Origin of the sequence: Caballeronia sp. LjRoot29, from assembly GCF_964252755.1 — a bacterium.
In the GTDB taxonomy this organism is placed as follows: Bacteria; Pseudomonadota; Gammaproteobacteria; order Burkholderiales; family Burkholderiaceae; genus Caballeronia.
The window spans coordinates 167,356-186,786 of sequence record NZ_CAXUPU020000004.1 but is presented as its reverse complement, the minus strand read 5'-3'; the positions used below and the strand labels follow the sequence as shown (position 1 = coordinate 186,786).

Below are 19,431 nucleotides of genomic sequence, written 5' to 3'. Positions count from 1 at the left end.
GTTGCAGATGAAAATTCTGGTGCCAGTCAAGCGTGTGGTTGACTACAACGTGAAGGTACGCGTGAAATCAGATGGTAGCGGCGTGGATGTCGCGAACGTGAAGATGTCCATGAATCCATTCGATGAGATCGCGGTGGAAGAGGCGGTACGTCTGAAGGAAGCGGGGGTAGCGTTGGAGGTCATTGTCGTGTCTTGCGGCGTGACGCAATGCCAGGAAACGCTGCGCACGGCGCTGGCGATCGGCGCGGATCGCGCAATCCTGATCGAGTCATCAGAAGAGTTGCAGCCGCTCGCGGTGGCAAAACTTCTGAAGGCGCTGATCGACAAGGAACAGCCATCGCTGATTATCCTCGGCAAGCAGGCCATTGACGACGATTCGAACCAGACGGGCCAGATGCTGGCGGCGCTTGCTGGATTGCCACAAGCCACCTTTGCGTCAAAGGTGGTGGTGGCCGACGGCCGGGCAATCATTTCGCGTGAAGTCGATGGCGGGTCGGAAACGCTGTCCCTGAGCTTGCCAGCCGTGATTACCACGGATCTGCGTCTGAATGAGCCGCGTTACGTGACGCTGCCCAACATCATGAAAGCGAAGAAAAAGCCACTGGAAACGTTCAAACCCGTAGAACTGGGTGTTGATGTGATACCGCGCCTGAAGATCCTGAAGGTTGTCGAGCCGCCGCAACGCGCGGCTGGTGCGAAAGTGCCGGATGTAAAGACGCTGGTTGAGAAGCTAAAGAGCGAAGCCAAGGTGTTGTGAGGAGATGGACGAAATGACGAATCTGGTAATTGCTGAACACGATGGTTTATCGATCAAGCCCGCAACGTTGAACACGATTGCAGCCGCTCAAAAGATGGGTGACGACATTCACGTGCTGGTTGCGGGTCACAACGCGCAGGCTGCAGCGGATGCAGCAGCGAGAATCGCTGGTGTTTCAAAGGTGCTGCTGGCCGACGCCCCGCAACTCGAAGCGGGTCTGGCGGAAAATATCGAAGCAACGGTGCTCGGGATTGCGAGGGACTACACACACATCCTTGTGCCGGCCACCGCCTATGGCAAGAATATCGCGCCGCGCATTGCCGCGAAGCTGGACGTCGCGCAGATCAGCGACATTACTGCAGTGGTCAGCGCCGATACCTTCGAGCGCCCGATCTATGCAGGCAATGCGATCGCGACAGTTCAATCGACTGATCCGATCAAGGTGATCACGGTGCGCGCAACCGGTTTCGACGCCGTTGCAGCAGAAGGCGGCAGCGCAACGATCGAGATAATCGAAGCCGCACCAGACACCGGCCTGTCACGGTTCGTGAACCGTGAAGTGACGAAGCTGGACCGTCCGGAGCTTACGTCGGCGAAGATCATCGTTTCGGGTGGCCGCGGTTTGGGCAACGGCGAAAACTACAAGAAGGTTCTGGAACCGCTAGCCGACAAGCTGAACGCAGCACTGGGGGCATCGCGCGCCGCGGTCGACGCGGGCTTCGTGCCGAACGACTATCAGGTTGGCCAGACCGGCAAGATCGTCGCGCCGCAGTTGTACATTGCCATCGGAATCTCGGGTGCCATCCAGCATCTGGCGGGCATGAAGGACTCAAAGGTCATCGTAGCAATCAATAAGGATGACGAAGCACCGATCTTCAGCGTTGCCGATTATGGTCTTGTCGGCGATCTGTTCGACACGGTGCCCGCGCTGACCGCGTCGGTCTAACGCGATCCCTAATCCCAACAGGGACGCCAGAATGCACAAGACCCGAATTGCAATCGTAGGCGTCGGCCTCGCCGCCACACCCCACGCGCTCGCGCTCAACGACCTGCGCGACCAAGTAGAAGTGGTTAGTGTGGTGGGCCGCTCGCGTGAACGGCTCGAGCCATTTGCGCATCAGTATGGCTTCCCACTCGGTGAATCGTACGAGCGTGTGCTTAAAGATCCCGGTGTCGACGCCGTTCTGATCTTGACGCCGCCGCACACGCATCTCGATCTTGTCCTGCGAGCTGCGGCAGCGCGCAAACATGTGTTGCTTGAAAAGCCGCTGGACATCTCGACTTCACGCGCTGAACTTCTGGTGCAAGCATGCTACGACGCTGGCGTGCGTCTCGGTGTCGTGTTTCAGAACCGTTTCCGACCTGCCGTGCAGCGGCTTGCCGCTTTGGTTCACGGCGGCGCGCTCGGTCCGCTCGCTTATGTGGGACTCGATCTGCGCTGGTGGCGTCCGCAGTCTTACTACGACGAACCCGGCAGGGGCACCTATGCTCGCGATGGCGGCGGCGTACTGATGACGCAAGCGATCCATTCGCTGGATCTGCTGATGTGGCTGGCGGGCGATGTGTCGTCCGTGACGGGCATAACCGCGACGACCTTGTTGCATTCGATGGACGCGGAGGACTTCGCAAGCGCCGCCCTCAGATTTGAAAGTGGCGCGTCCGGTTATGTGCTTGCGACCACCGCTGCGTTTCCCGGCTTTCCTGAACGCATTGAAGTGGCCGGCAAAAACGGCACGGCGGTGCTCGAAGGAAGCGCTCTGCGCGTGGTCTTCCAGGATGGCCGCACCGATAAATTTCGTGATCCGTCTTCTTCGGGCTTCAGTGCGAAGCCGATGGACTTTTCTCATACCGCGCATCGTGAGTTGATCAAGGATTTTTGCGCGGCTATCCGCGAGGATCGGGCACCTTCCATTGTTGGCGAAGACGCACTGCGCGTGCAACGGTTGATCGAACGTATCACGCTTCGGCACGGGGGCACATCCTGATGCAGATCGACGGAGACACAAGGATCGTCGCTATCGTGGGCGACTCCATCGGGCAGGCGAAATCGCCCGAACTGTTCAACGCGCTGTTCGAGCGGCACGACGTCAATGCCGTACTGATTCCGCTGCAGGTCCCGCCCGCGAAACTCGGTGCTGTACTCGAAGGCTTGCGGAGCATCGTCAACCTGGCGGGCGTGGTCGTTACCGTGCCGCACAAGATTGCTGCAGCCGCTTACGCCGCGGACTTGTCCGAGGCGGCCCGGCAGACCGGCAGCGTCAACTGTCTGCGCCGGGAAGCGGACGACACGTGGGCGGCCGCCATGTTTGATGGCGTCGGCTTTGTGCAGGGACTCCATGCCTGCAACCATGTGGTGCGCGACAAGTCGGTGCTGCTTGTTGGAACCGGCGGCGCAGGCGCGGGAGTCGCACACGCCCTGGTCGATGCGGGAGTCGCGTCGCTTGATCTGTTCGATAGCAACACCCAATCGCTGCAACGCCTGGAAGATGCACTGCGCTCGCGTCGCACGTCTACGCTGATCCGCCGAAGCGCTCCGGTCGCGCAGGCGACACACGATCTGATCGTCAACGCGACGCCATGCGGGATGCGCACGAGCGATCCGCTACCGATCGATTTGACTGGAGCGAGTCCGAACGCAGTGGTGGCGGACCTCATCATGAAACCCGCACAAACGCGCCTGCTTGAAGACGCCTCGGCGCGCGGCCTCGCTACGCATCCGGGCCGTCATCTACTCGAAAGCTCGGTGGACGTGATGGCCGCTTTTCTGCGGCTTATGCCCTGATCATGTACGCGCCAGGGCCGCTGCAATAACGCAACTGTGAGTACCTGATCGAAAGTTGCACAAAGCCGCAGGAAGTCAGGGAAAACCCGCTTGATAGATGTTTCGCAGCGGCCTAATATCATTTCTAAGTAACCATCTGGTGAGTTACTAAAGTTTGGATCGGATGGGCAACTGAACTCATGGAAACAACTACTTCGCACAGGCCGGGCAAGCGCCAGCTCTGGTCGACACAGGAGACAAGGAATGGATCCAGTAGCAAAACGTAAATGGCCGCGCTCAGGGCTCGAAACCACTGCGATGGGTTTTGGCGCTGCGCCGATCGGCAATATCTTCAGGCCGATCAGTGAAGAGGATTCGGCCGCCTTGCTCAAGGCAGCGTGGGACGCAGGCGTGCGCTACTTCGACACCGCCCCCATGTACGGCCACGGTCTAAGCGAAGCGCGCTGCGGGCAGGGACTGCGCTGGTATCCGCGTGAAGAGTTTGTACTGTCGACCAAGGTTGGACGCATTCTGAAGCCGCGCAAGCGCGCCGAGATCAACTTCGCTCCGTGGGTTGACGGGTTGCCGTTCGAACCTGTTTTCGACTACAGCTATGACGGCACGATGCGGTCGATCGAAGACAGCCTGCAGCGGCTCGCGCTGGAACATATCGACATTGCGCTGATTCACGACATCGACGTATTTACACATGGCAAGCGTCAGCCTGAGATGTTCGAGGCTGCCATGGCTGGTGCCTCGAAAGCACTGCTAAAGCTTCGGGACGAAGGCGTCGTGAAAGCGGTGGGTCTTGGTGTCAACGAGTGGCAAGTCGCGCACGAAGCGATCCGCCGGCAAGATTTCGACTGCCTGCTGCTGGCGGGCCGCTACACCTTGCTCGAACAGGATGCGCTGGACGGTTTCCTGCCCCTGTGCGAGGAGCGGCAAGTCTCGGTGATTCTCGGGGGCGGTTATAACAGCGGCATTCTGGCAACGGGTGCGGTGGCAGGTGCGAAGTACAACTATGCACCTGCGCCTGAAGCGATCCTCGAACGCGTGCGCAAGATGGAGCAGGTTTGTCACGAATACTCGGTGCCGCTCAAAGCGGCGGCGCTGCAATTCGTTTTGGGTCATCCTGCGATCCCGACCAACATTCCCGGCGTGCGAACGGTCGCGCAGCTGGAAGACAACCTCCAAACCTTCAGGGCTGACATTCCACCCGCGTTCTGGGCCGAGCTGAAGCGCCGCGAACTGATCCGCCAGGACGCCCCGACTCCTCAGCAGACCTGACTGAAGAACCTGGCCGGGCTGGAACGAACTGTCCGGCTCGCCACCCGCCTTCCAGCCTCACCGCCGCGGTTCGCCATGCGGCAGAGGCGATGTCGTCCTTGCGTTTATCGACAGAGAGAAAGTCATGAAAGCTGCTGTACTCGTTGCGCCGAAGCAGTTCGAGTTGCGTGACGTGCCGATTCCTGAATGCGGCGCGTCCGATGTGTTGATCAAGGTAGAGCGCTGCGGTATCTGCGGCACCGACCTGCACATCTATCACGGCAACTACTCTGCTGATCGCCTGCCATTGATTCCGGGCCATGAATTTTCGGGGACGATCGCGGAGATGGGTTCAGATGTGCAAGGACTGCGCGTCGGCCAGCCGGTAACGGCCGATATCAACCTCGGTTGCCGCAGCTGCTTTTACTGCCGCAAGAATGAAATTCTCAATTGTCCGCAGATGGTTCAACTCGGTATTCACGTGAACGGCGGCATGGCTGAATACGTGCGGGTGCCGGCCTATGCCGTCGTTCCGTTGCCGGCTGCGATGTCGATCGAAGAGGGCGCGATGGTCGAACCGCTCTCATGCATCGTGCGTGCGTTTCGCAAGAGTCATTTGCGGCTGGGAGAAAGCGTGCTCGTCATCGGTGCAGGGCCGATCGGCCAGATGCATTTGCAACTGGCGCTGCGTTCGGGCGCGGCACCGATCATCGTGGCCGAGCCTAACGCGCAGCGCGCGCAACTCGCGAAAGACCTCGGCGCGGATTTTGTCGTGGCCGACGCTGCGCAACTGGAAACCGCCGTGCGGGCCGCAACTGATGGCCGCGGTGTCGACGTCGCGATTGAGAGCGTCGGTTCGACTGATCTCTATGAAAGGGCGCTGGCGTTGATCCGCCCGGGCGGGCGTGTGATCGCATTCGGTTTGGCCAAGCCGGGCCACACGTTCCGAATTTCAGCGCTTGATTTCGTTCTGCGTGAGCAGGGCGTGCAGGCAAGTGTGGCAGGAATGGGCGACGACATGCACGAGGCAGCGACTCTACTCGGCTACAAGCGTATCGACGTAGCGCCGTTTCTCACTACGATCTATCGGCTCGACGATGTCGAACACGCATTCGCACGTCTCGCGGAAGACAAGAGCGTGCTGAAGATCCAGTTGCAAGTCGCCTGAGCGACCTATCTTCTCGCGTTGCCAACTCAAGAGGGGCGCCATGAATGCACTTGAAGTAAGAGGAATCAGCAAGGCTTACCCCGGTGTCCGCGCCCTTGATCAGATTGCCTTCGCGTGCAGCAAGGGGTCGGTCCATGCACTGGTCGGTGAGAACGGGGCAGGCAAATCGACGCTCATCAAGATCCTGAGTAGCGCCATTGCTCCAGATGAAGGTGAATTGCTGCTGGACGGAGAACCCTATGCGCCGGAGTCACCTGGTAAAGCGGCCGCAGCAGGCGTATCGACCATCTACCAGGAGTTCAATCTGATACCCGGATTGAACGTCGCAGAAAACATCTTCCTGGGGCGCGAGCGCGTCGGAGGCGGACTGCTTGAGAGCAAGTCCATGCGCCACGAAGCACAGGCGCTGCTGGAGCGTATTGGCGCGCCAATCGATGTCCGCCGGCGTGTCGGTACCTTGTCTGTCGCCGAGCAGCAGCTTGTGGAAATCGCCAAGTCGTTAGCCGTTTCCGCGCGTGTGCTGATCATGGACGAACCATCGGCAACGCTATCCGACCACGAAATGACATTGCTTTATAACGTGGTCAGAAAGCTCTCTAGCGAGGGCGTGACAATCATCTATGTTTCGCATCGGCTGGATGAAATCTTCGACCTCTGTGACACCTGCACGGTGATGAAGGACGGGCGCTCCGTGTGCACGCGGCCCGTCGCAGAACTTAACCGGGAGTCGTTGATCCGGCTCATGGTGGGTCGTGAACTCGATACACGCTTTCCAGAAAAGCGGCCGGTAACGACCGGCGAGATCGTGCTTGAGGTCGAGGGTCTGCGTCTGGAAGAACGGGTGCGGGACATGACCTTTAGCGTCCGTGCGGGGGAAGTGGTGGGTCTTGCCGGACTCGTTGGTGCAGGCAGGACAGAGGTTGCCAGAGCAATCTTCGGCCTCGAGAACATCGCCGCCGGCCGCATCTCGTTCCGGGGCCAAAGCCATCGGCCGCAATCTCCGTCGCAGGCTATCGCGGCGGGCATTGCGCTTGTTCCGGAAGATCGCAAGTTGCAAGGACTCGTGCTGGGCTTGAGCATTCGCGAGAACGCCATCTTGCCCACGTTGCGCAGCATCTGCCGGTTAGGTTTTGTCGAAAGCCGCAGGGAACGGGAACGGGTCGCAAAAGTCTGCAAGCAACTAGCGGTATCGGCCTCGAGCGTGGAAGTGCCGGTCGTGACGCTTTCCGGTGGCAACCAGCAAAAAGTGGTCTTCGGCAAATGGATGGCGAGTTCCTTTTCGCTGCTGATTCTGGATGAGCCAACACGCGGCGTAGACGTGGGCGCGAAGACCGAGTTTTATCGGCTCATTGATGAAATTGCACGATCAGGTAAAGCAGTACTCCTGATTTCTTCTGAATTGCCGGAATTGATCGGTATGGCGGATCGCATTGTCGGCGTCCGCGACGGCGTGGTCACGGGTGAGGCCATGGCGCTCGGATCAACCGAAGAGTCCGTTCTACAAATGATTGCGAGGTAATCATGGCCCTGGCCAAATCACTACCGAATGTTAATTCCAGCGAGCGTTTCTCCAACAACGCATACCATCGTATCGAACTGTTTCAGCGGTACGGCATCCTGGCAATTTTTCTGTTGCTCTGCGTCGCAGCATCGTTGTCGTCACCGTTCTTTCTTACTCCTGACAATCTGCTAAACGTAGTGAGACAAGTGTCGGTAGTTGGTCTGACTGCCCTGGGCATGACATTCGTCATCCTCACCGCTGGCATCGACCTGTCGGTCGGGTCGATCCTCGCGTTGACGACGCTTGCTGTTGCGGGCCTTAAACCGTACGGGCCTGTTGCATCGCTTGCCGGCGGACTTGCTGTCGCTCTGGCCTGCGGCTGGCTGAACGGTTTCATCACGACCAAAGGACGCATCCAGCCGTTCATTGTCACCCTCGGCATGATGACGGCGCTCGTTGGTGTCGGTCTGGCTTATTCCGATGGCCAACCGGTGATCGGCGTGCCTGTTTCACTCGGATGGATTGGCCGCGGCCGGCTCGGCGGTATTCCGGTGCAAGCCATCCTGTTCATCCTGATGGCGCTGGCCTCGGTCGTGATCCTGAAGAAGACACGCTACGGGCGGCATGTCTACGCAGTGGGCGGCAACGTTGAAGCGGCGCGCCTCTCGGGTGTCGCCGTTGATCGGGTACGGGTGATCGCGTACTGCTTGTCCGGGTTCTTCGCCGGACTCGGCGGCATCGTCATGGCGGCGCAATTGAACATTGGGGAGGCCAATCTCGGCAAAGGCCTCGAACTCGACGCAATCGCGGCGGTCGTCGTTGGCGGGACGAGTCTTGCCGGCGGCGCGGGCGGGATTGGCGGGACGATCATCGGTGTGCTGCTGATCGGCGTGCTCAACAACTTGCTCAACCTTCTTAACATCCCGGCTTACACACAGTTGATCGTGAAGGGCGCAATCATCGTGATAGCCGTCCTGATTCACGCTCAGCTCAGCCGTTCCAGGGGCCGATAGGTACCCGACACACAGGAGACGAAATGAAACACTCAACCATTGCGCATGCCTTGACTGCGGCGACACTCTCGTTCAGTGCCATGGGTGCGGCGTGGGCCGCGCCGGACACAATAGGGCTGTCGCAGGAGAGTCTGGACCACCCCTGGCTCGCAAATCAGCGCAAGCAGATCGAAGCAGCTTCTAATACTGCTGGCGTCAGGCTTCTTGCCACTGACGGACAGGGAAATGTCGCGACTCAGATCGCCGGCATTGAGGATATGCAGTCGAAGGGGATCAAGCTGCTGCTGGTTCAGGCGGGCAAGGCGGAGGGCCTGCGTCAGGAGTTGCAGAGTCTGAAAGAACGCGGCATTCCGTACATGTTCGTTGGCAAGCCAATCGAAAATGCTGGCGCAATCACCATGGTCTCGGGAGATAACCGCGGGCTGGGTGCCGACGCCGGGCAATTCTTTGTCGACAGCCTGACTCAGAAGTACGGCAAGCCCAAAGGTAATGTCGTGGTTATTGAAGGCATTCCCGGGGACGAGACATCACTTAATCGGGTCGGCGGCTTTTTGTCCGTCGTGAAGAAATATCCCGACATCAAGATCGTTGCGTCGCAGCCTGGCGATTACCGCAGGCCCAAAGCGTATGAGGTCATGCAAAACATCCTTCAGGCGCATCCGCAAGGCACGATCGACATGGTGTTCGCCGCGAACGGTGAGATGGCGCTTGGCGCGATCCAGGCGATCAAGGAGAGCGGGCGGTCCAAGGAGATCAAGGTAACCGGGCTCGACGGGCAGAAAGAGGAGTTCGACGCAATCCGGGCGGGAGATGAATCGGCGACATGGCTGTATCCGCCGGCCGGCACTGAAGGCATGGCCGTTGCGCTCAAAATTCTGAAAGGCGAAAAGGTACCGCCCAAAATTGTTTTGCCGACGGTGCGCGTGACGAAGGAGAACGTCGACACGGTCAAGCCAGCGTTTTAGTTTCGGACCCTGGGACTTACGCGCTGCTTTTGTAGCAGGGACGTCGAATTGATCGACCTTCAAACTGGTGTCGGCAAACGGAAATGCGAGATGAAATCATATGGCATGGAGCACGTAGGCTTTACGGTCCCCAACCTGGACGAGGCGGTCCGTTTCTTTGAGAAGGCTTTTGGGGCAGTCACTATCCTGGAAACGGGCCCGGTCGTTGCGGATAACGCGTATATGGCTCGGCGCCTGGGTGTTCCCGAGCATTGCCGCATCGAAAACATCAAGGTGCTGCGCTGTGGAAGCGGCGCAAACCTCGAGCTTTTTGAATACTCCGGTGAGACGCAGCAATCCGCGCTCAAGCGCAATAGCGAAGTGGGCGGATTTCACATGGCCTTCCAGGTCGACGATGCCGTGGCTGCTGCGGACAACTTGAGAGAGATAGGTGTGGACGTGCTGGAGGGGCCGACGTACGTCGAGTCCGGACCGATGAAAGGGCTTACGTGGGTTTACCTGCGCGCTCCGTGGGGGCAGTTCCTCGAGGTGGTGAGCCGAAGCGGCCCACTGGGATATGAAGAGGCGGGAGGCCCAACCCTTTGGGCGCCGCAAGCCGCCTAACAATTCGATCCTCAAGGAAGGGGCGGACTTCGTCGAATTTTCGGTTGATATATCGAGTTGACGCCGGAGGAAATTATTCCGCGGCACACGAGGCTGTTGCTGCGTTCTAAAAACATCAATCGGCCTCTATCGGAGCAATTCCTTGGGCAGTATTTTTTATCTGGAAGTAGGTGACGAAGTCGTTTTGACGAAAGAGGTCACGGCGGGTGCCATCGACGACTTTGCGCGACTGAGCGGCGACTTCTCTCCGGCTCACATGAGCATGGAGATCATGTCCAGATCGCCCTACAAAACGCGTATCGCGCACGGGGCCCTGCTCGTCGCGTGGATGTCGCATTGCTCGACAGAGGTAGTGGAGCGGCTATCGGGACTGCGCGACGCAGGCGAGACGCCCGTCTCACTTGGATATGACCGGGTTCGCTTTCTCAAGGCTGCGCTTATCGGTGACACGCTGACTTATACGTATCGCGTGCAGAGCGTCGATCTGGAGAGGCGACGTGCCGTGTCCAAGCTGGAGGTGGTCAATCAAGCCGGTGAACTGGTTTGCGTCGCCGAACATATCCTTAAGTTCGTCCCGCTGATCGACTGATCGCCATATGGCGCCACGGCTTCTATTCCTATGCAACGGTATGGCCCGCACGATATTGCAAGCCGCATCAGTTGTTGGCCTCTATGCGGCCCGTGTTCTTCAGGCGGATCAAGCCCGATATCCTCGGTGCTTTCCCATTAACTTTTCACATGAGGATGGACGCGCGCCGTCTAAATCGATATGGACATCACCCGAGACCTTCAGCAGATCGCACAACAGGAAAAGCTGCTCGTCGTTCCGCGCTTTGACGCCGATTCCGGTTGGGAAGTTGGAGCGCACTTGCACGAACTCGCAATAGATCGAGGACTCCCGATTGCGATCGACGTGCGCACTTTCGGTCATTCTATTTTCTATAGTGCTCTCGCCGGCGCGACTCCTGACAATGCAGACTGGGTACGCCGAAAAAGTAACAGCGTCGCGCAGTTTCGATGCAGCTCATACGCGGTTGGCCTGCGTCTGACAGAGTCCAATTCGACGCTCGCCGACAAGTTTGGCTTGTCCAACGCTGACTACGCCTCACACGGCGGCGGTTTTCCTCTGACTGTGCAAGGCGCCGGAGTCATTGGTTCGATCACGGTCTCCGGTTTGGCGCAGCGCGATGATCACGAGCTGATCGTCGAGGCGTTATGCGCATTGCTTGGCCAGGATTACGCAAAACTCGGGCTTCCGCATGAGGACAGCGAATAACAACGTCCGCTCGGATTTTTGAGCGGCTTTCATCTTGCGGACGCCGCTGTGGTCAATCCCGGTGAGGGCTGCAACAGTCGGATTTAGCGAGCATGTTTTAGCGCCGCGGCAAAATCTCCCTATGACTCGTCGGCCCGAAGGCTCGTTCTCATGTCCAGTTCCAACATCCTCTTGAGCATTGACCGTCACGTCGCGACAATCACGCTTGACCGCGGGGCACGGCACAACGCTCTGACGATGGCGATGCTCGCAGATGTCGATCTTGCGCTCGCCAAGATCGAGAATGCGAGAGACGTACGCGTGGCAGTATTTCGCTCGACCAGTCCGCGCTTTTTTTGCAGCGGCGCCGATATCGAAGAGTGGGGGGATATCGACCCCGAAGGAATGGGGAGCCGTTTCATCCGGGCCGGGAACCGCGTCTTCCGGCGTATTGCGGAGCTCGACATCCCGACTATCTCGGTGCTTTCCGGCAGTGCGCTTGGCGGTGGATTGGAGCTCGCGCTGTCGTGTGACTTTAGATACGCGTCCACCAGTGCGATGCTCGGATTTCCAGAAGCGTCCGTCGGTGCGATTCCAGGCTGGATGGGATGCCAGCGACTTTCCGACCTGGTCGGCGCCGGCCGTTCGCGAGAGCTCGTATTGCTCGGTGAGCCGATTACGGCCGCGCGAGCCGCTGTGTGGGGGATGGTCACTGAGGCATTGCCGCGAGAGCAGCTTGATGCGCGTGTGGCCGAAATCTGCGCTCTGCTTCAACGTCGGTCCAGTGCGTCTCTTTCCGTCGGCAAGCGGCTATTGCGCATTGTCGAATCAGGGCAGGCCGAGCTTGCGCATGAATTCGCCGCGTCTGTATGTAAAGCCACGCCCGACGCCCTGGAAGGTGTGAGAGCCTTTCGAGAAAAGCGGGATGCTGAGTTCGGCTGAACGCTGTTCGTTGTGGAACGGTTATCCGCCGACCCAGTCTCCGCTCAGCCGGCCGCAGCTCCTGCGTCTTTTTCGATCAATATCCGGTTGACTACGTCGAGGAACGCTTGCACGAGTCGTGCAGCCTTCCGCTCGGCGAGGCAGGCCACATGCGCGTGAGTCAAGACCCTCTCGCCGTCGATCGAAAGCTTGCGCAGACGCGAGTCGTCGACATGCTCGCGCTCAGATACCGCCGCTATTCCAAGTCCAAGAATAACCGCTTCGCGCACGGCCTCGCGGCTTCCTACTTCGAGCTCGAAGTTTGGCTTGATGCCGTGCTGCCTGAACGCGTCTTCGAGCGCCTTGCGGGTCGTTGAACCTGGCTCTCGCATGATCATCTGCTCGTTGCGGAGTTCTTCCAGGGTAACGCGTCGGCGGCGCGCCAGCCGATGCGTAGCCGGAACGATGATAACCAGCGGATGCTGCCGGTAGGGCACGTAGTGAAGCCGGGTATCGGTACCGTACTGCGCCAGGACCGCAACATCCGTTTCATAGGACAGCAGGCCGCGCACGGTTTCCTCTGAGTTACCGAGCCGGATGGATACATGCAATCCCGGGTAGCGAAGATGAAACGCCGCGATGATTTCCATGGCGTGTAGCGGACCGACTGCGCCCACCCGGATGATTCCAGTACTCAGGCCCGCCGATTCCTTCAGGAAGTCGATGGCCTCCTGTTCGTTACCGAACATCCGCTGGGCGATTGCAAACAGGGTTTCCCCTGCAGCGGTCAGGATGATCCGCCGGCCGCTGCGATGGAACAGTTCCACCCCGTAGCTTTCCTCCAGATCCCGCACCTGCGTTGTGACAGTCGGCTGGCTGACGTGCAGTGCACGCGCGGCGGCTGTCACGCTGCCGTGCTTGCCGACGGCGTAGAACGAGCGCAATTGAGTGAGTCGCATAGATTCGTTGAATACATCGACAAAAATATTTGTATTTTTACTATACATCGATGTTTCCCATAATTCATCCGTATCAGATGCACCACGAAAAGAGAGGGGACTATGAACGGTGTTTTTTTGAATCCAGTAGAGGTCCATTTCGGCCTCGGTTGTATCGAGCGCTTGCCTCAGGTTCTCGGAGATCGCCGCGCCGTCATCGTGACGTTCCCGGAAGCGGCGCAAATCGGTCTCGTGCAGCGCGTGCGTGCGTTGTGCGGCGATAGCGTGGTCGCGGTGATCGACGATGTACAGCCGAACCCGGACGTCACTCATCTCGCCGGGCTGTATCGCGATTTTTGGCAGAGATATGACTGGCAGAGTCATGAGCATTGCTCGGTCATCGTCGCGATCGGAGGCGGCAGCGTGCTCGACACCGCGAAAACCCTGATGGTGGGCACCGAAAGCGGCGATTTCGCGGAGTTGCTGGCATTACTCGACACAGGGAAGCCGTTCACGCCACCGCGCGTGAAGTCGCTGATAACGGTTCCGACCACCTCGGGCACCGGTAGCGAAGTGACGCCGTGGGCAACGATCTGGGACCGTACGATCAAGCAGCGCAAGTATTCGTTGCAGCTCCCGCAAACGTGGCCGGAGGCCGCGATCGTCGATCCGGAACTCACGCTTTCGCTGCCGCTTTCGGTCACGGTGCAAAGCGGTCTCGACGCGCTGTCGCACGCGCTCGAAGCGATCTGGAATGTCAATGCGAACCCCATCTCCGACGAATTCGCCGTGTCGGCCGCGCGCGACATGCTGGCCACGCTGCCGGCACTCGCCGCGAATCTGCAGGACCGGACACTGCGCGAGCGGGCCTCGTTAGCAGCGCTTAAAGCCGGGCTCGCATTCTCGAACACGAAGACTGCGCTTGCTCATTCCATTTCGTATGAGATGACAATCCACCACGGTCTGCCTCATGGAATCGCGTGTTCGTTCACGCTGCCGATGGTGCTGGATCTCGCGCTAGGCAAGAACGCCGGGCGCGACGCAGTGCTTGCGAAAATCTTCCCATGCCGGCTAGCCGATGCAGCCGCTTACCTGACCGGGTTTCTTGAATCGCTCGGCGTACGCACGTCGTTTTCGAGTTATGGCGTGACTGCCGAGGAGTCGGACAGGATGATCGCTCACGCGTTGAGCGGGCCGCGGGGACGCAACTTCATCGCCACGGGTGTTTGACGGGGCGGCTGCAGGACAGTGGCTGGAATCAGCATCAGCGTATAAAAATCGAGGAGAAAAGCACAGGCCGGGTTCGCACCGGTGCATCTTGCAACACAAGAAAAAGCCGCATTAAAGGCAAGTGCCGAGGCAGCGGACGTCAAGTGGCGTCACGGGCCCGGCAACTATCAGGAGACAAGCCATGGAAGCAGTGGAAATCGCAGGAGACATGCCGGCTGCCGTCAGTGTCCGGTCTGTGAAGTCAGTTGCCCTAGCCAGTCTGATCGGCACGACCGTCGAGTGGTATGACTTCTTCCTCTACGGCACGATTACCGGACTCGTATTCGACAAGCTGTTCTTCCCAACCGGGAACGCATTCGTTTCCACCATGCTGGCTTATACGGTCTACGCGGTCGGTTTCGTCACCCGTCCGCTTGGCGGTGTGATCTTCGGCCATTTCGGCGACCGGTTCGGACGCAAGCCTTTGCTGGTGCTTACGCTTTCCATCATGGGCGTGTCCACGTTCCTGATCGGCGTCCTGCCAACCTACGCCTCGATCGGCATCTGGGCTCCTGCTTGCCTGCTGTTGTTGCGGCTGCTGCAGGGCATTGGTCTGGGAGGCGAGTGGGGCGGCGCCGTGTTGATGGCTTTTGAGTATGCGCCTCGCGAACATCGCGGCCTCTATGCATCGTATCCGCAGATCGGGCTTGCAATTGGCCTGTGCCTGAGCAGCGGCGCGGTGGCGGTACTCACGACCTGGCTGACTCCCGAGGCCTTCCTGCAATGGGGCTGGCGGGCCGCTTTCATGGCCAGCATCCTCCTCGTTGGCGTGGGCATGTTCATCCGGTTGCGCATTGTCGAAACACCCGCGTTTGCGAAGATTCGCGACACTCACGCGGTTGCGAAGGTGCCGGCGCGAGAGGTATTTACCGACTACCGCAAGAACGTGTTCCTGGGTTGGGGCGCACGTTATATCGATGGCGTGATTTTCAATACTTACGCCGTGTTCGCGCTGAGCTACCTCGTTGGCATCCAGCATTACGCGAAGTCGGCGGTGCTCGTCGCCGTGACGCTTGCCGCATTGGTGCTGATGTTCATGATTCCGGTCGCTTCGCGCCTGTCCGACCGGATCGGCCGCCGCAAGGTGTTCGGCTGGGGCGCAGTGGTCTGTGGCCTGAGCGCGTGGCCGGCTTTCGCGGTTTTTCACTACACGAGCAGTCTCATCGCCGTGACCGCCACGATCGTGATCGTACTCGGAGTGATCTATCCGTTTGTCTACGGACCGGAGGCCGCGATGTTCTGCGAATTGTTCGATACGCGGGTTCGCTATAGCGGCATCTCCATCGTGTACCAGGTGTCGGGCATTGTCTCCAGTTCGATCACGCCGCTCGTCGCCATGGCGCTTCTGCACTACGGCAACCTGCAGCCATGGTGGATTGCGCTGTACATCGCCTGTGTGGGGCTGCTCAGCGCTGTCTGCACGTACTTCATCCGGCGCACGTTCTAATCATTCGCTTTCCTAAATGACTATAAAAGACCGTAAAGGACCTTCGACATGAATCCACTCTCCAGCATTGCGGTCAATGGCCGAAGCTATGACTTGCCGCGCCAGCCGACGGTTATCGTGTGCATTGACGGTTGTGAGTATGACTATCTGTATCGTGCGGCCGCAGCGGGCGTCACGCCGTTCCTGAGCAAGCTGCTCGAAAACGGTACGGCGCTGCACGCGCAATGCGTGATGCCGTCGTTCACCAACCCGAACAACCTGTCGATCGTATGCGGCGCTCCGCCAGCCGTGCACGGCATCTGCGGGAACTACTTCTACGACCGCGACGCGGATGAGGGCCGCGGCCGCGAGGTGCTCATGAACGACCCGCGTTATCTGCGGGCCGGCACCCTCCTGGCAGCCGCGGCCGAAGCCGGCTCGCGGGTAGCCGTGGTCACGGCGAAGGACAAGCTGCGCGCATTGCTTGGCCATGGTCTGCGCGGAATCTGCCTGTCCGCGGAAAAAGCGGACGAGGCCACCGTCGAGGCGAACGGTATCGACCGGGTGCTGGAGCGCGTCGGCATGCCGTTGCCCGAGGTGTACAGCGCGGACCTCTCCGAATTCGTCTTCGCGACCGGCGTGTGGCTGCTCGAAAACGATCGCGCGGATCTGATGTATCTGTCGACAACCGACTACGTCCAGCACAAGTTTGCCCCGGGTACCGATGGCGCGAACGCGTTTTACGCAATGATGGACCGGTATCTGTCGCGTCTGCACGAACTGGGCGCGGTGCTCGGCGTCACTGCGGATCACGGCATGAACGCCAAGCACGATCCGAAGACGGGCGAGCCGAACATCATCTATCTGCAGGATCTGCTCGACGACTGGCTGGAATGTGGCGTCAATGACGGTGGCGTTCGCGTGATCCTGCCGATCACGGACCCGTATGTACGCCACCACGGGGCGCTAGGCTCGTACGCGACGGTGTATCTGCCGGCCGGTAACGACGGCGTCGCGCTACGTGAACGGCTCGCACGACTTCCGCACATCGAGGCGGTGCTGACCCGCCGTGAAGCTTGCATGCGCTTCGAATTGCCGCCTGATCGGGTAGGGGATCTGGTCGTCATCAGCGACAAGTCGTTCGTGCTCGGCAGCAGCGCTGCGGCGCACGACCTTTCCGGACTGACGGTGCCGTTGCGTTCACACGGCGGATTGTCGGAGCAGACCGTGCCGTTGCTGTTCAACCGTCCGCTCGCGCGAACCGTCGAAGGCCGGACCTTGCGCAATTTCGATGTATTCCATATCGCGTTGAACGAACTTCAGGAACAACCTGCCGTTGCATATCTTCCGGAGCAGCACGCATGAACTCTATCGATCTCAAACCGCCGCAGTTCCGCGAGGAGGCTCTGCGGATCGACGGCAACAGGTTGACGCGAGACCGCGTGATCGAGGTGATCAACCCGTACACCGGGGACGTGGTAGGCACCGTAGCGAAGGCTTCAGTCGATGATGTACGCATGGCGTACGAGGCGGCCCTTCGATACAAGCCGACACTGTCGCGCTTTGAGCGCGCGTCTATTCTCAATCGCGCCGCAGAACTGCTGCGCACCCGGACCGAAGAGGCGGCGGCGCTCATCACGCTGGAATCGGGGCTGTGCCTGAAGGACTCTCGCTACGAGATCGGACGCGTGGCAGATGTGTTCAACTTCTCCGCGAGCGAGGCGTTGCGTGACGACGGCCAGGTATTCTCGTGCGACCTGACGCCTCACGGGAAGAAGCGCCGCGTCATTACACAGCGCGAGCCGCTCCTCGGGGTCATTACGGCGATCACGCCGTTCAATCACCCGATGAACCAGGTGGCGCACAAGATCGCGCCGGCGATCGCCACCAACAACCGTATCGTGCTGAAGCCGTCGGAAAAGGTTCCGCTGTCTGCTTACTATCTGGCGGATCTGTTGTACGAAGCAGGGCTGCCGCCGCCGATGCTCCAGGTGGTGACCGGCGACCCGGGCGAGATTGCCGACGAGCTGATCACGAACCAGAATGTCGCGCTCGTGACCTTTACGGGAGGCGTCGCTATCGGTAAATACATCGCCGCGCGGGCCGGCTATCGGCGCGTGGTGCTCGAGCTCGGCGGCAATGATCCGCTGATCGTGATGGACGATGCTGATCTTGAACGTGCTTCTGAGCTTGCGGTGCTCGGTTCGTACAAGAATTCCGGGCAACGCTGCACGGCCATCAAGCGAATTCTGGTGCAGCGGACGGTGGCTGATCGCTTCACCGAACTGGTGGTCGAGAAGACCAGGGCCTGGAAGTGCGGTGACCCGGGAGACGCCGACTCCGACATGGGTACGGTCATCGACGAAGCAGCTGCGTCGCTGTTCGAAGCACGGGTCAATGACGCGATTGCACAAGGCGCGCGCCTGCTGACCGGCAATGAGCGTCGGGGTGCGCTCTTTCCGCCGACCGTGCTGGACCGCGTCACACCGTCGATGGAACTGGTCGCGCAAGAAACGTTCGGCCCGGTCTCGCCGATCATTGCATTCAACGATCTCGACGATGCCATCCGGATAGCCAACGGCACAGCCTATGGCTTGTCGTCGGGCGTCTGCACGGACAGCCTCGACAATGTCACGCGTTTCGCGAATGAACTCAACGTGGGAACGGTGAACGTCTGGGAAGTGCCCGGCTACCGGATCGAGTTGACGCCGTTCGGCGGCATAAAGGATTCGGGGCTGGGCCATAAGGAGGGTGTCCAGGAAGCGATGAAGAGCTTCACGAACGTGAAGACCTTTACCTTGCCATGGGGCTGACACGGGGGAGAACGCGATATGCCGGGGAATATCGAACTGATTGCAAGGCTGCTTTTTGCTGCGGTGCTGGGCGGCGTCATCGGCTTCGAGCGAGAGCGGTTTGCGTTTCCGGCCGGTCTGCGCACGCATATGCTGGTGTGCGTGGCCTCGTCTCTCGTGATGATCGTTTCGGCGTTCGGTTTCGAAGACACCCGCTCGATGCCAAACGTCGCCCTCGATCCATCACGCGTAGCGGCGCAGGTTGTGTCGGGAATCGGATTTCTCGGCGCTGGCGCGATTCTGCTGCGCGGCGAGGTGGTGCGCGGGCTGACGACGGCGGCAAGTGTCTGGGCCGTCGCAGGGATCGGGCTCGCGGCGGGTGGCGGGCTCTATGTGTTGGCGCTGGCGGCAACAGTGATCATCCTGACGACGCTCACGTGGGTCAAACCGATGGCGCGCCAGTTGCGCACCAAAGGCAAGCTGCGCCGGGAGCTGCGCCTTCAAGTGGATCGGGGGGCGATCACGCTGCCGGTGTTGTGCCGTGTATTCGGTGACGACGGGCCTCGTATCAGACAGATCCGCGTAAGCGAGGACGGCGACAACGAACAGCAGGAACTGATCACGATTTCGTTGTCGCGCATGTCGACCGTCGAGTTTGCTGCTTATCGCGACATGCTTTGCGATTTGATCGGCGTGCGTGAGGTCGAGGAAATCGAAGTGCACTGACGGGGAAATTACTCATCCTATCTTGCCCAAACACGACATCTCTATTTAGCGTCATCTTCGACCGCGATAT

At 59.7% G+C, this 19,431-nt stretch carries 19 protein-coding genes; 18 read left to right on the top strand and 1 reads right to left on the bottom strand.

Going from position 1 to position 19,431, the window contains the following annotated elements:
- The first annotated feature begins 7 nt into the window (after positions 1-7).
- The 13 genes from ACSQ83_RS06635 to ACSQ83_RS06575 all read left to right on the top strand — a co-directional run bounded on the left by ACSQ83_RS06635 (position 8) and on the right by ACSQ83_RS06575 (position 12,231).
- On the top strand, positions 8-757 hold the full coding sequence (locus ACSQ83_RS06635) for an electron transfer flavoprotein subunit beta/FixA family protein (protein ID WP_436227582.1): 750 nt from the start codon (positions 8-10) through the stop codon (positions 755-757).
- 13 nt (positions 758-770) lie between these two features.
- Positions 771-1,703 (top strand): electron transfer flavoprotein subunit alpha/FixB family protein, encoded by a 933-nt coding sequence (locus tag ACSQ83_RS06630; protein WP_436227581.1) that lies wholly within the window; start codon positions 771-773, stop codon positions 1,701-1,703.
- A 31-nt stretch (positions 1,704-1,734) separates the two neighbouring features.
- Positions 1,735-2,742 carry a Gfo/Idh/MocA family protein gene (locus ACSQ83_RS06625; RefSeq protein WP_436227580.1) on the top strand — a complete coding sequence of 336 codons (1,008 nt, stop codon included), beginning with the start codon at positions 1,735-1,737 and terminating at the stop codon, positions 2,740-2,742.
- Complete coding sequence (locus ACSQ83_RS06620; RefSeq protein ID WP_436227579.1) at positions 2,742-3,539, top strand: shikimate dehydrogenase family protein; 798 nt, start codon at positions 2,742-2,744, stop codon at positions 3,537-3,539. Before ACSQ83_RS06625 ends, ACSQ83_RS06620 begins: the two co-directional genes overlap by 1 nt.
- Before the next feature lie 243 nt (positions 3,540-3,782).
- Positions 3,783-4,805, top strand: a complete 1,023-nt coding sequence (locus ACSQ83_RS06615) for an aldo/keto reductase (RefSeq protein ID WP_436227578.1) — start codon at positions 3,783-3,785, stop codon at positions 4,803-4,805.
- A 124-nt stretch (positions 4,806-4,929) separates the two neighbouring features.
- Positions 4,930-5,952 carry a zinc-dependent alcohol dehydrogenase gene (locus tag ACSQ83_RS06610; protein ID WP_414950656.1) on the top strand — a complete coding sequence of 341 codons (1,023 nt, stop codon included), beginning with the start codon at positions 4,930-4,932 and terminating at the stop codon, positions 5,950-5,952.
- A 40-nt stretch (positions 5,953-5,992) separates the two neighbouring features.
- Positions 5,993-7,471, top strand: a complete 1,479-nt coding sequence (locus ACSQ83_RS06605; RefSeq protein ID WP_436227577.1) for a sugar ABC transporter ATP-binding protein — start codon at positions 5,993-5,995, stop codon at positions 7,469-7,471.
- A 2-nt stretch (positions 7,472-7,473) separates the two neighbouring features.
- A complete protein-coding gene (locus ACSQ83_RS06600) occupies positions 7,474-8,466 on the top strand; it encodes an ABC transporter permease (RefSeq protein WP_414950658.1) in 993 nt (330 codons plus the stop codon).
- Positions 8,467-8,489: 23 nt separating this feature from the next.
- On the top strand, positions 8,490-9,431 hold the full coding sequence (locus tag ACSQ83_RS06595; RefSeq protein ID WP_436227576.1) for a substrate-binding domain-containing protein: 942 nt from the start codon (positions 8,490-8,492) through the stop codon (positions 9,429-9,431).
- Positions 9,432-9,521: 90 nt separating this feature from the next.
- A complete protein-coding gene (locus ACSQ83_RS06590; RefSeq protein WP_414966653.1) occupies positions 9,522-10,034 on the top strand; it encodes a VOC family protein in 513 nt (170 codons plus the stop codon).
- A gap of 142 nt (positions 10,035-10,176) precedes the next feature.
- Positions 10,177-10,623: a MaoC family dehydratase gene (locus tag ACSQ83_RS06585; protein WP_414950661.1), complete on the top strand. Its 447-nt coding sequence runs from the start codon at positions 10,177-10,179 to the stop codon at positions 10,621-10,623.
- 180 nt (positions 10,624-10,803) lie between these two features.
- Positions 10,804-11,310: a heme-degrading domain-containing protein gene (locus tag ACSQ83_RS06580; RefSeq protein WP_436227575.1), complete on the top strand. Its 507-nt coding sequence runs from the start codon at positions 10,804-10,806 to the stop codon at positions 11,308-11,310.
- 150 nt (positions 11,311-11,460) lie between these two features.
- The gene (locus tag ACSQ83_RS06575; protein ID WP_436227574.1) at positions 11,461-12,231 is read left to right on the top strand and encodes an enoyl-CoA hydratase/isomerase family protein; all 771 of its coding nucleotides are present in this window, start codon (positions 11,461-11,463) and stop codon (positions 12,229-12,231) included.
- Positions 12,232-12,275: 44 nt separating this feature from the next.
- Here ACSQ83_RS06575 and ACSQ83_RS06570 read toward each other — a convergent pair whose 3' ends face one another.
- Entirely contained in the window at positions 12,276-13,307 is a 1,032-nt protein-coding gene (locus ACSQ83_RS06570) for a LysR substrate-binding domain-containing protein (protein WP_436227573.1), read from the bottom strand.
- Here ACSQ83_RS06570 and psrA point away from each other — a divergent pair.
- The 5 genes from psrA (at position 13,272) to ACSQ83_RS06545 (ending at position 19,361) form a co-directional block, all read left to right on the top strand.
- A complete protein-coding gene (psrA, locus tag ACSQ83_RS06565) occupies positions 13,272-14,378 on the top strand; it encodes an iron-containing alcohol dehydrogenase PsrA (protein WP_414950666.1) in 1,107 nt (368 codons plus the stop codon). The genes ACSQ83_RS06570 and psrA overlap by 36 nt on opposite strands.
- A gap of 181 nt (positions 14,379-14,559) precedes the next feature.
- Positions 14,560-15,864 carry an MFS transporter gene (locus ACSQ83_RS06560; RefSeq protein ID WP_436227572.1) on the top strand — a complete coding sequence of 435 codons (1,305 nt, stop codon included), beginning with the start codon at positions 14,560-14,562 and terminating at the stop codon, positions 15,862-15,864.
- A gap of 48 nt (positions 15,865-15,912) precedes the next feature.
- The gene (gene phnA, locus ACSQ83_RS06555; RefSeq protein WP_436227571.1) at positions 15,913-17,208 is read left to right on the top strand and encodes a phosphonoacetate hydrolase; all 1,296 of its coding nucleotides are present in this window, start codon (positions 15,913-15,915) and stop codon (positions 17,206-17,208) included.
- Positions 17,205-18,656, top strand: coding sequence for a phosphonoacetaldehyde dehydrogenase (gene phnY, locus ACSQ83_RS06550; RefSeq protein ID WP_436227570.1), 1,452 nt, complete (start codon positions 17,205-17,207; stop codon positions 18,654-18,656). Before phnA ends, phnY begins: the two co-directional genes overlap by 4 nt.
- A gap of 18 nt (positions 18,657-18,674) precedes the next feature.
- Complete coding sequence (locus ACSQ83_RS06545) at positions 18,675-19,361, top strand: MgtC/SapB family protein (protein WP_436227569.1); 687 nt, start codon at positions 18,675-18,677, stop codon at positions 19,359-19,361.
- Positions 19,362-19,431: the final 70 nt, after the last annotated feature.

Coding starts and splice junctions, on each gene's coding strand:
- ACSQ83_RS06635 (WP_436227582.1), top strand. CDS start 8: ATGAAAATTCTGGTGCCAGTCAAGCGTGTGGTTGACTACAACGTGAAG.
- ACSQ83_RS06630 (WP_436227581.1), top strand. CDS start 771: ATGACGAATCTGGTAATTGCTGAACACGATGGTTTATCGATCAAGCCC.
- ACSQ83_RS06625 (WP_436227580.1), top strand. CDS start 1,735: ATGCACAAGACCCGAATTGCAATCGTAGGCGTCGGCCTCGCCGCCACA.
- ACSQ83_RS06620 (WP_436227579.1), top strand. CDS start 2,742: ATGCAGATCGACGGAGACACAAGGATCGTCGCTATCGTGGGCGACTCC.
- ACSQ83_RS06615 (WP_436227578.1), top strand. CDS start 3,783: ATGGATCCAGTAGCAAAACGTAAATGGCCGCGCTCAGGGCTCGAAACC.
- ACSQ83_RS06610 (WP_414950656.1), top strand. CDS start 4,930: ATGAAAGCTGCTGTACTCGTTGCGCCGAAGCAGTTCGAGTTGCGTGAC.
- ACSQ83_RS06605 (WP_436227577.1), top strand. CDS start 5,993: ATGAATGCACTTGAAGTAAGAGGAATCAGCAAGGCTTACCCCGGTGTC.
- ACSQ83_RS06600 (WP_414950658.1), top strand. CDS start 7,474: ATGGCCCTGGCCAAATCACTACCGAATGTTAATTCCAGCGAGCGTTTC.
- ACSQ83_RS06595 (WP_436227576.1), top strand. CDS start 8,490: ATGAAACACTCAACCATTGCGCATGCCTTGACTGCGGCGACACTCTCG.
- ACSQ83_RS06590 (WP_414966653.1), top strand. CDS start 9,522: ATGAAATCATATGGCATGGAGCACGTAGGCTTTACGGTCCCCAACCTG.
- ACSQ83_RS06580 (WP_436227575.1), top strand. CDS start 10,804: ATGGACATCACCCGAGACCTTCAGCAGATCGCACAACAGGAAAAGCTG.
- ACSQ83_RS06575 (WP_436227574.1), top strand. CDS start 11,461: ATGTCCAGTTCCAACATCCTCTTGAGCATTGACCGTCACGTCGCGACA.
- psrA (WP_414950666.1), top strand. CDS start 13,272: ATGAACGGTGTTTTTTTGAATCCAGTAGAGGTCCATTTCGGCCTCGGT.
- ACSQ83_RS06570 (WP_436227573.1), bottom strand. CDS start 13,307: ATGGACCTCTACTGGATTCAAAAAAACACCGTTCATAGTCCCCTCTCT.
- ACSQ83_RS06560 (WP_436227572.1), top strand. CDS start 14,560: ATGGAAGCAGTGGAAATCGCAGGAGACATGCCGGCTGCCGTCAGTGTC.
- phnA (WP_436227571.1), top strand. CDS start 15,913: ATGAATCCACTCTCCAGCATTGCGGTCAATGGCCGAAGCTATGACTTG.
- phnY (WP_436227570.1), top strand. CDS start 17,205: ATGAACTCTATCGATCTCAAACCGCCGCAGTTCCGCGAGGAGGCTCTG.
- ACSQ83_RS06545 (WP_436227569.1), top strand. CDS start 18,675: ATGCCGGGGAATATCGAACTGATTGCAAGGCTGCTTTTTGCTGCGGTG.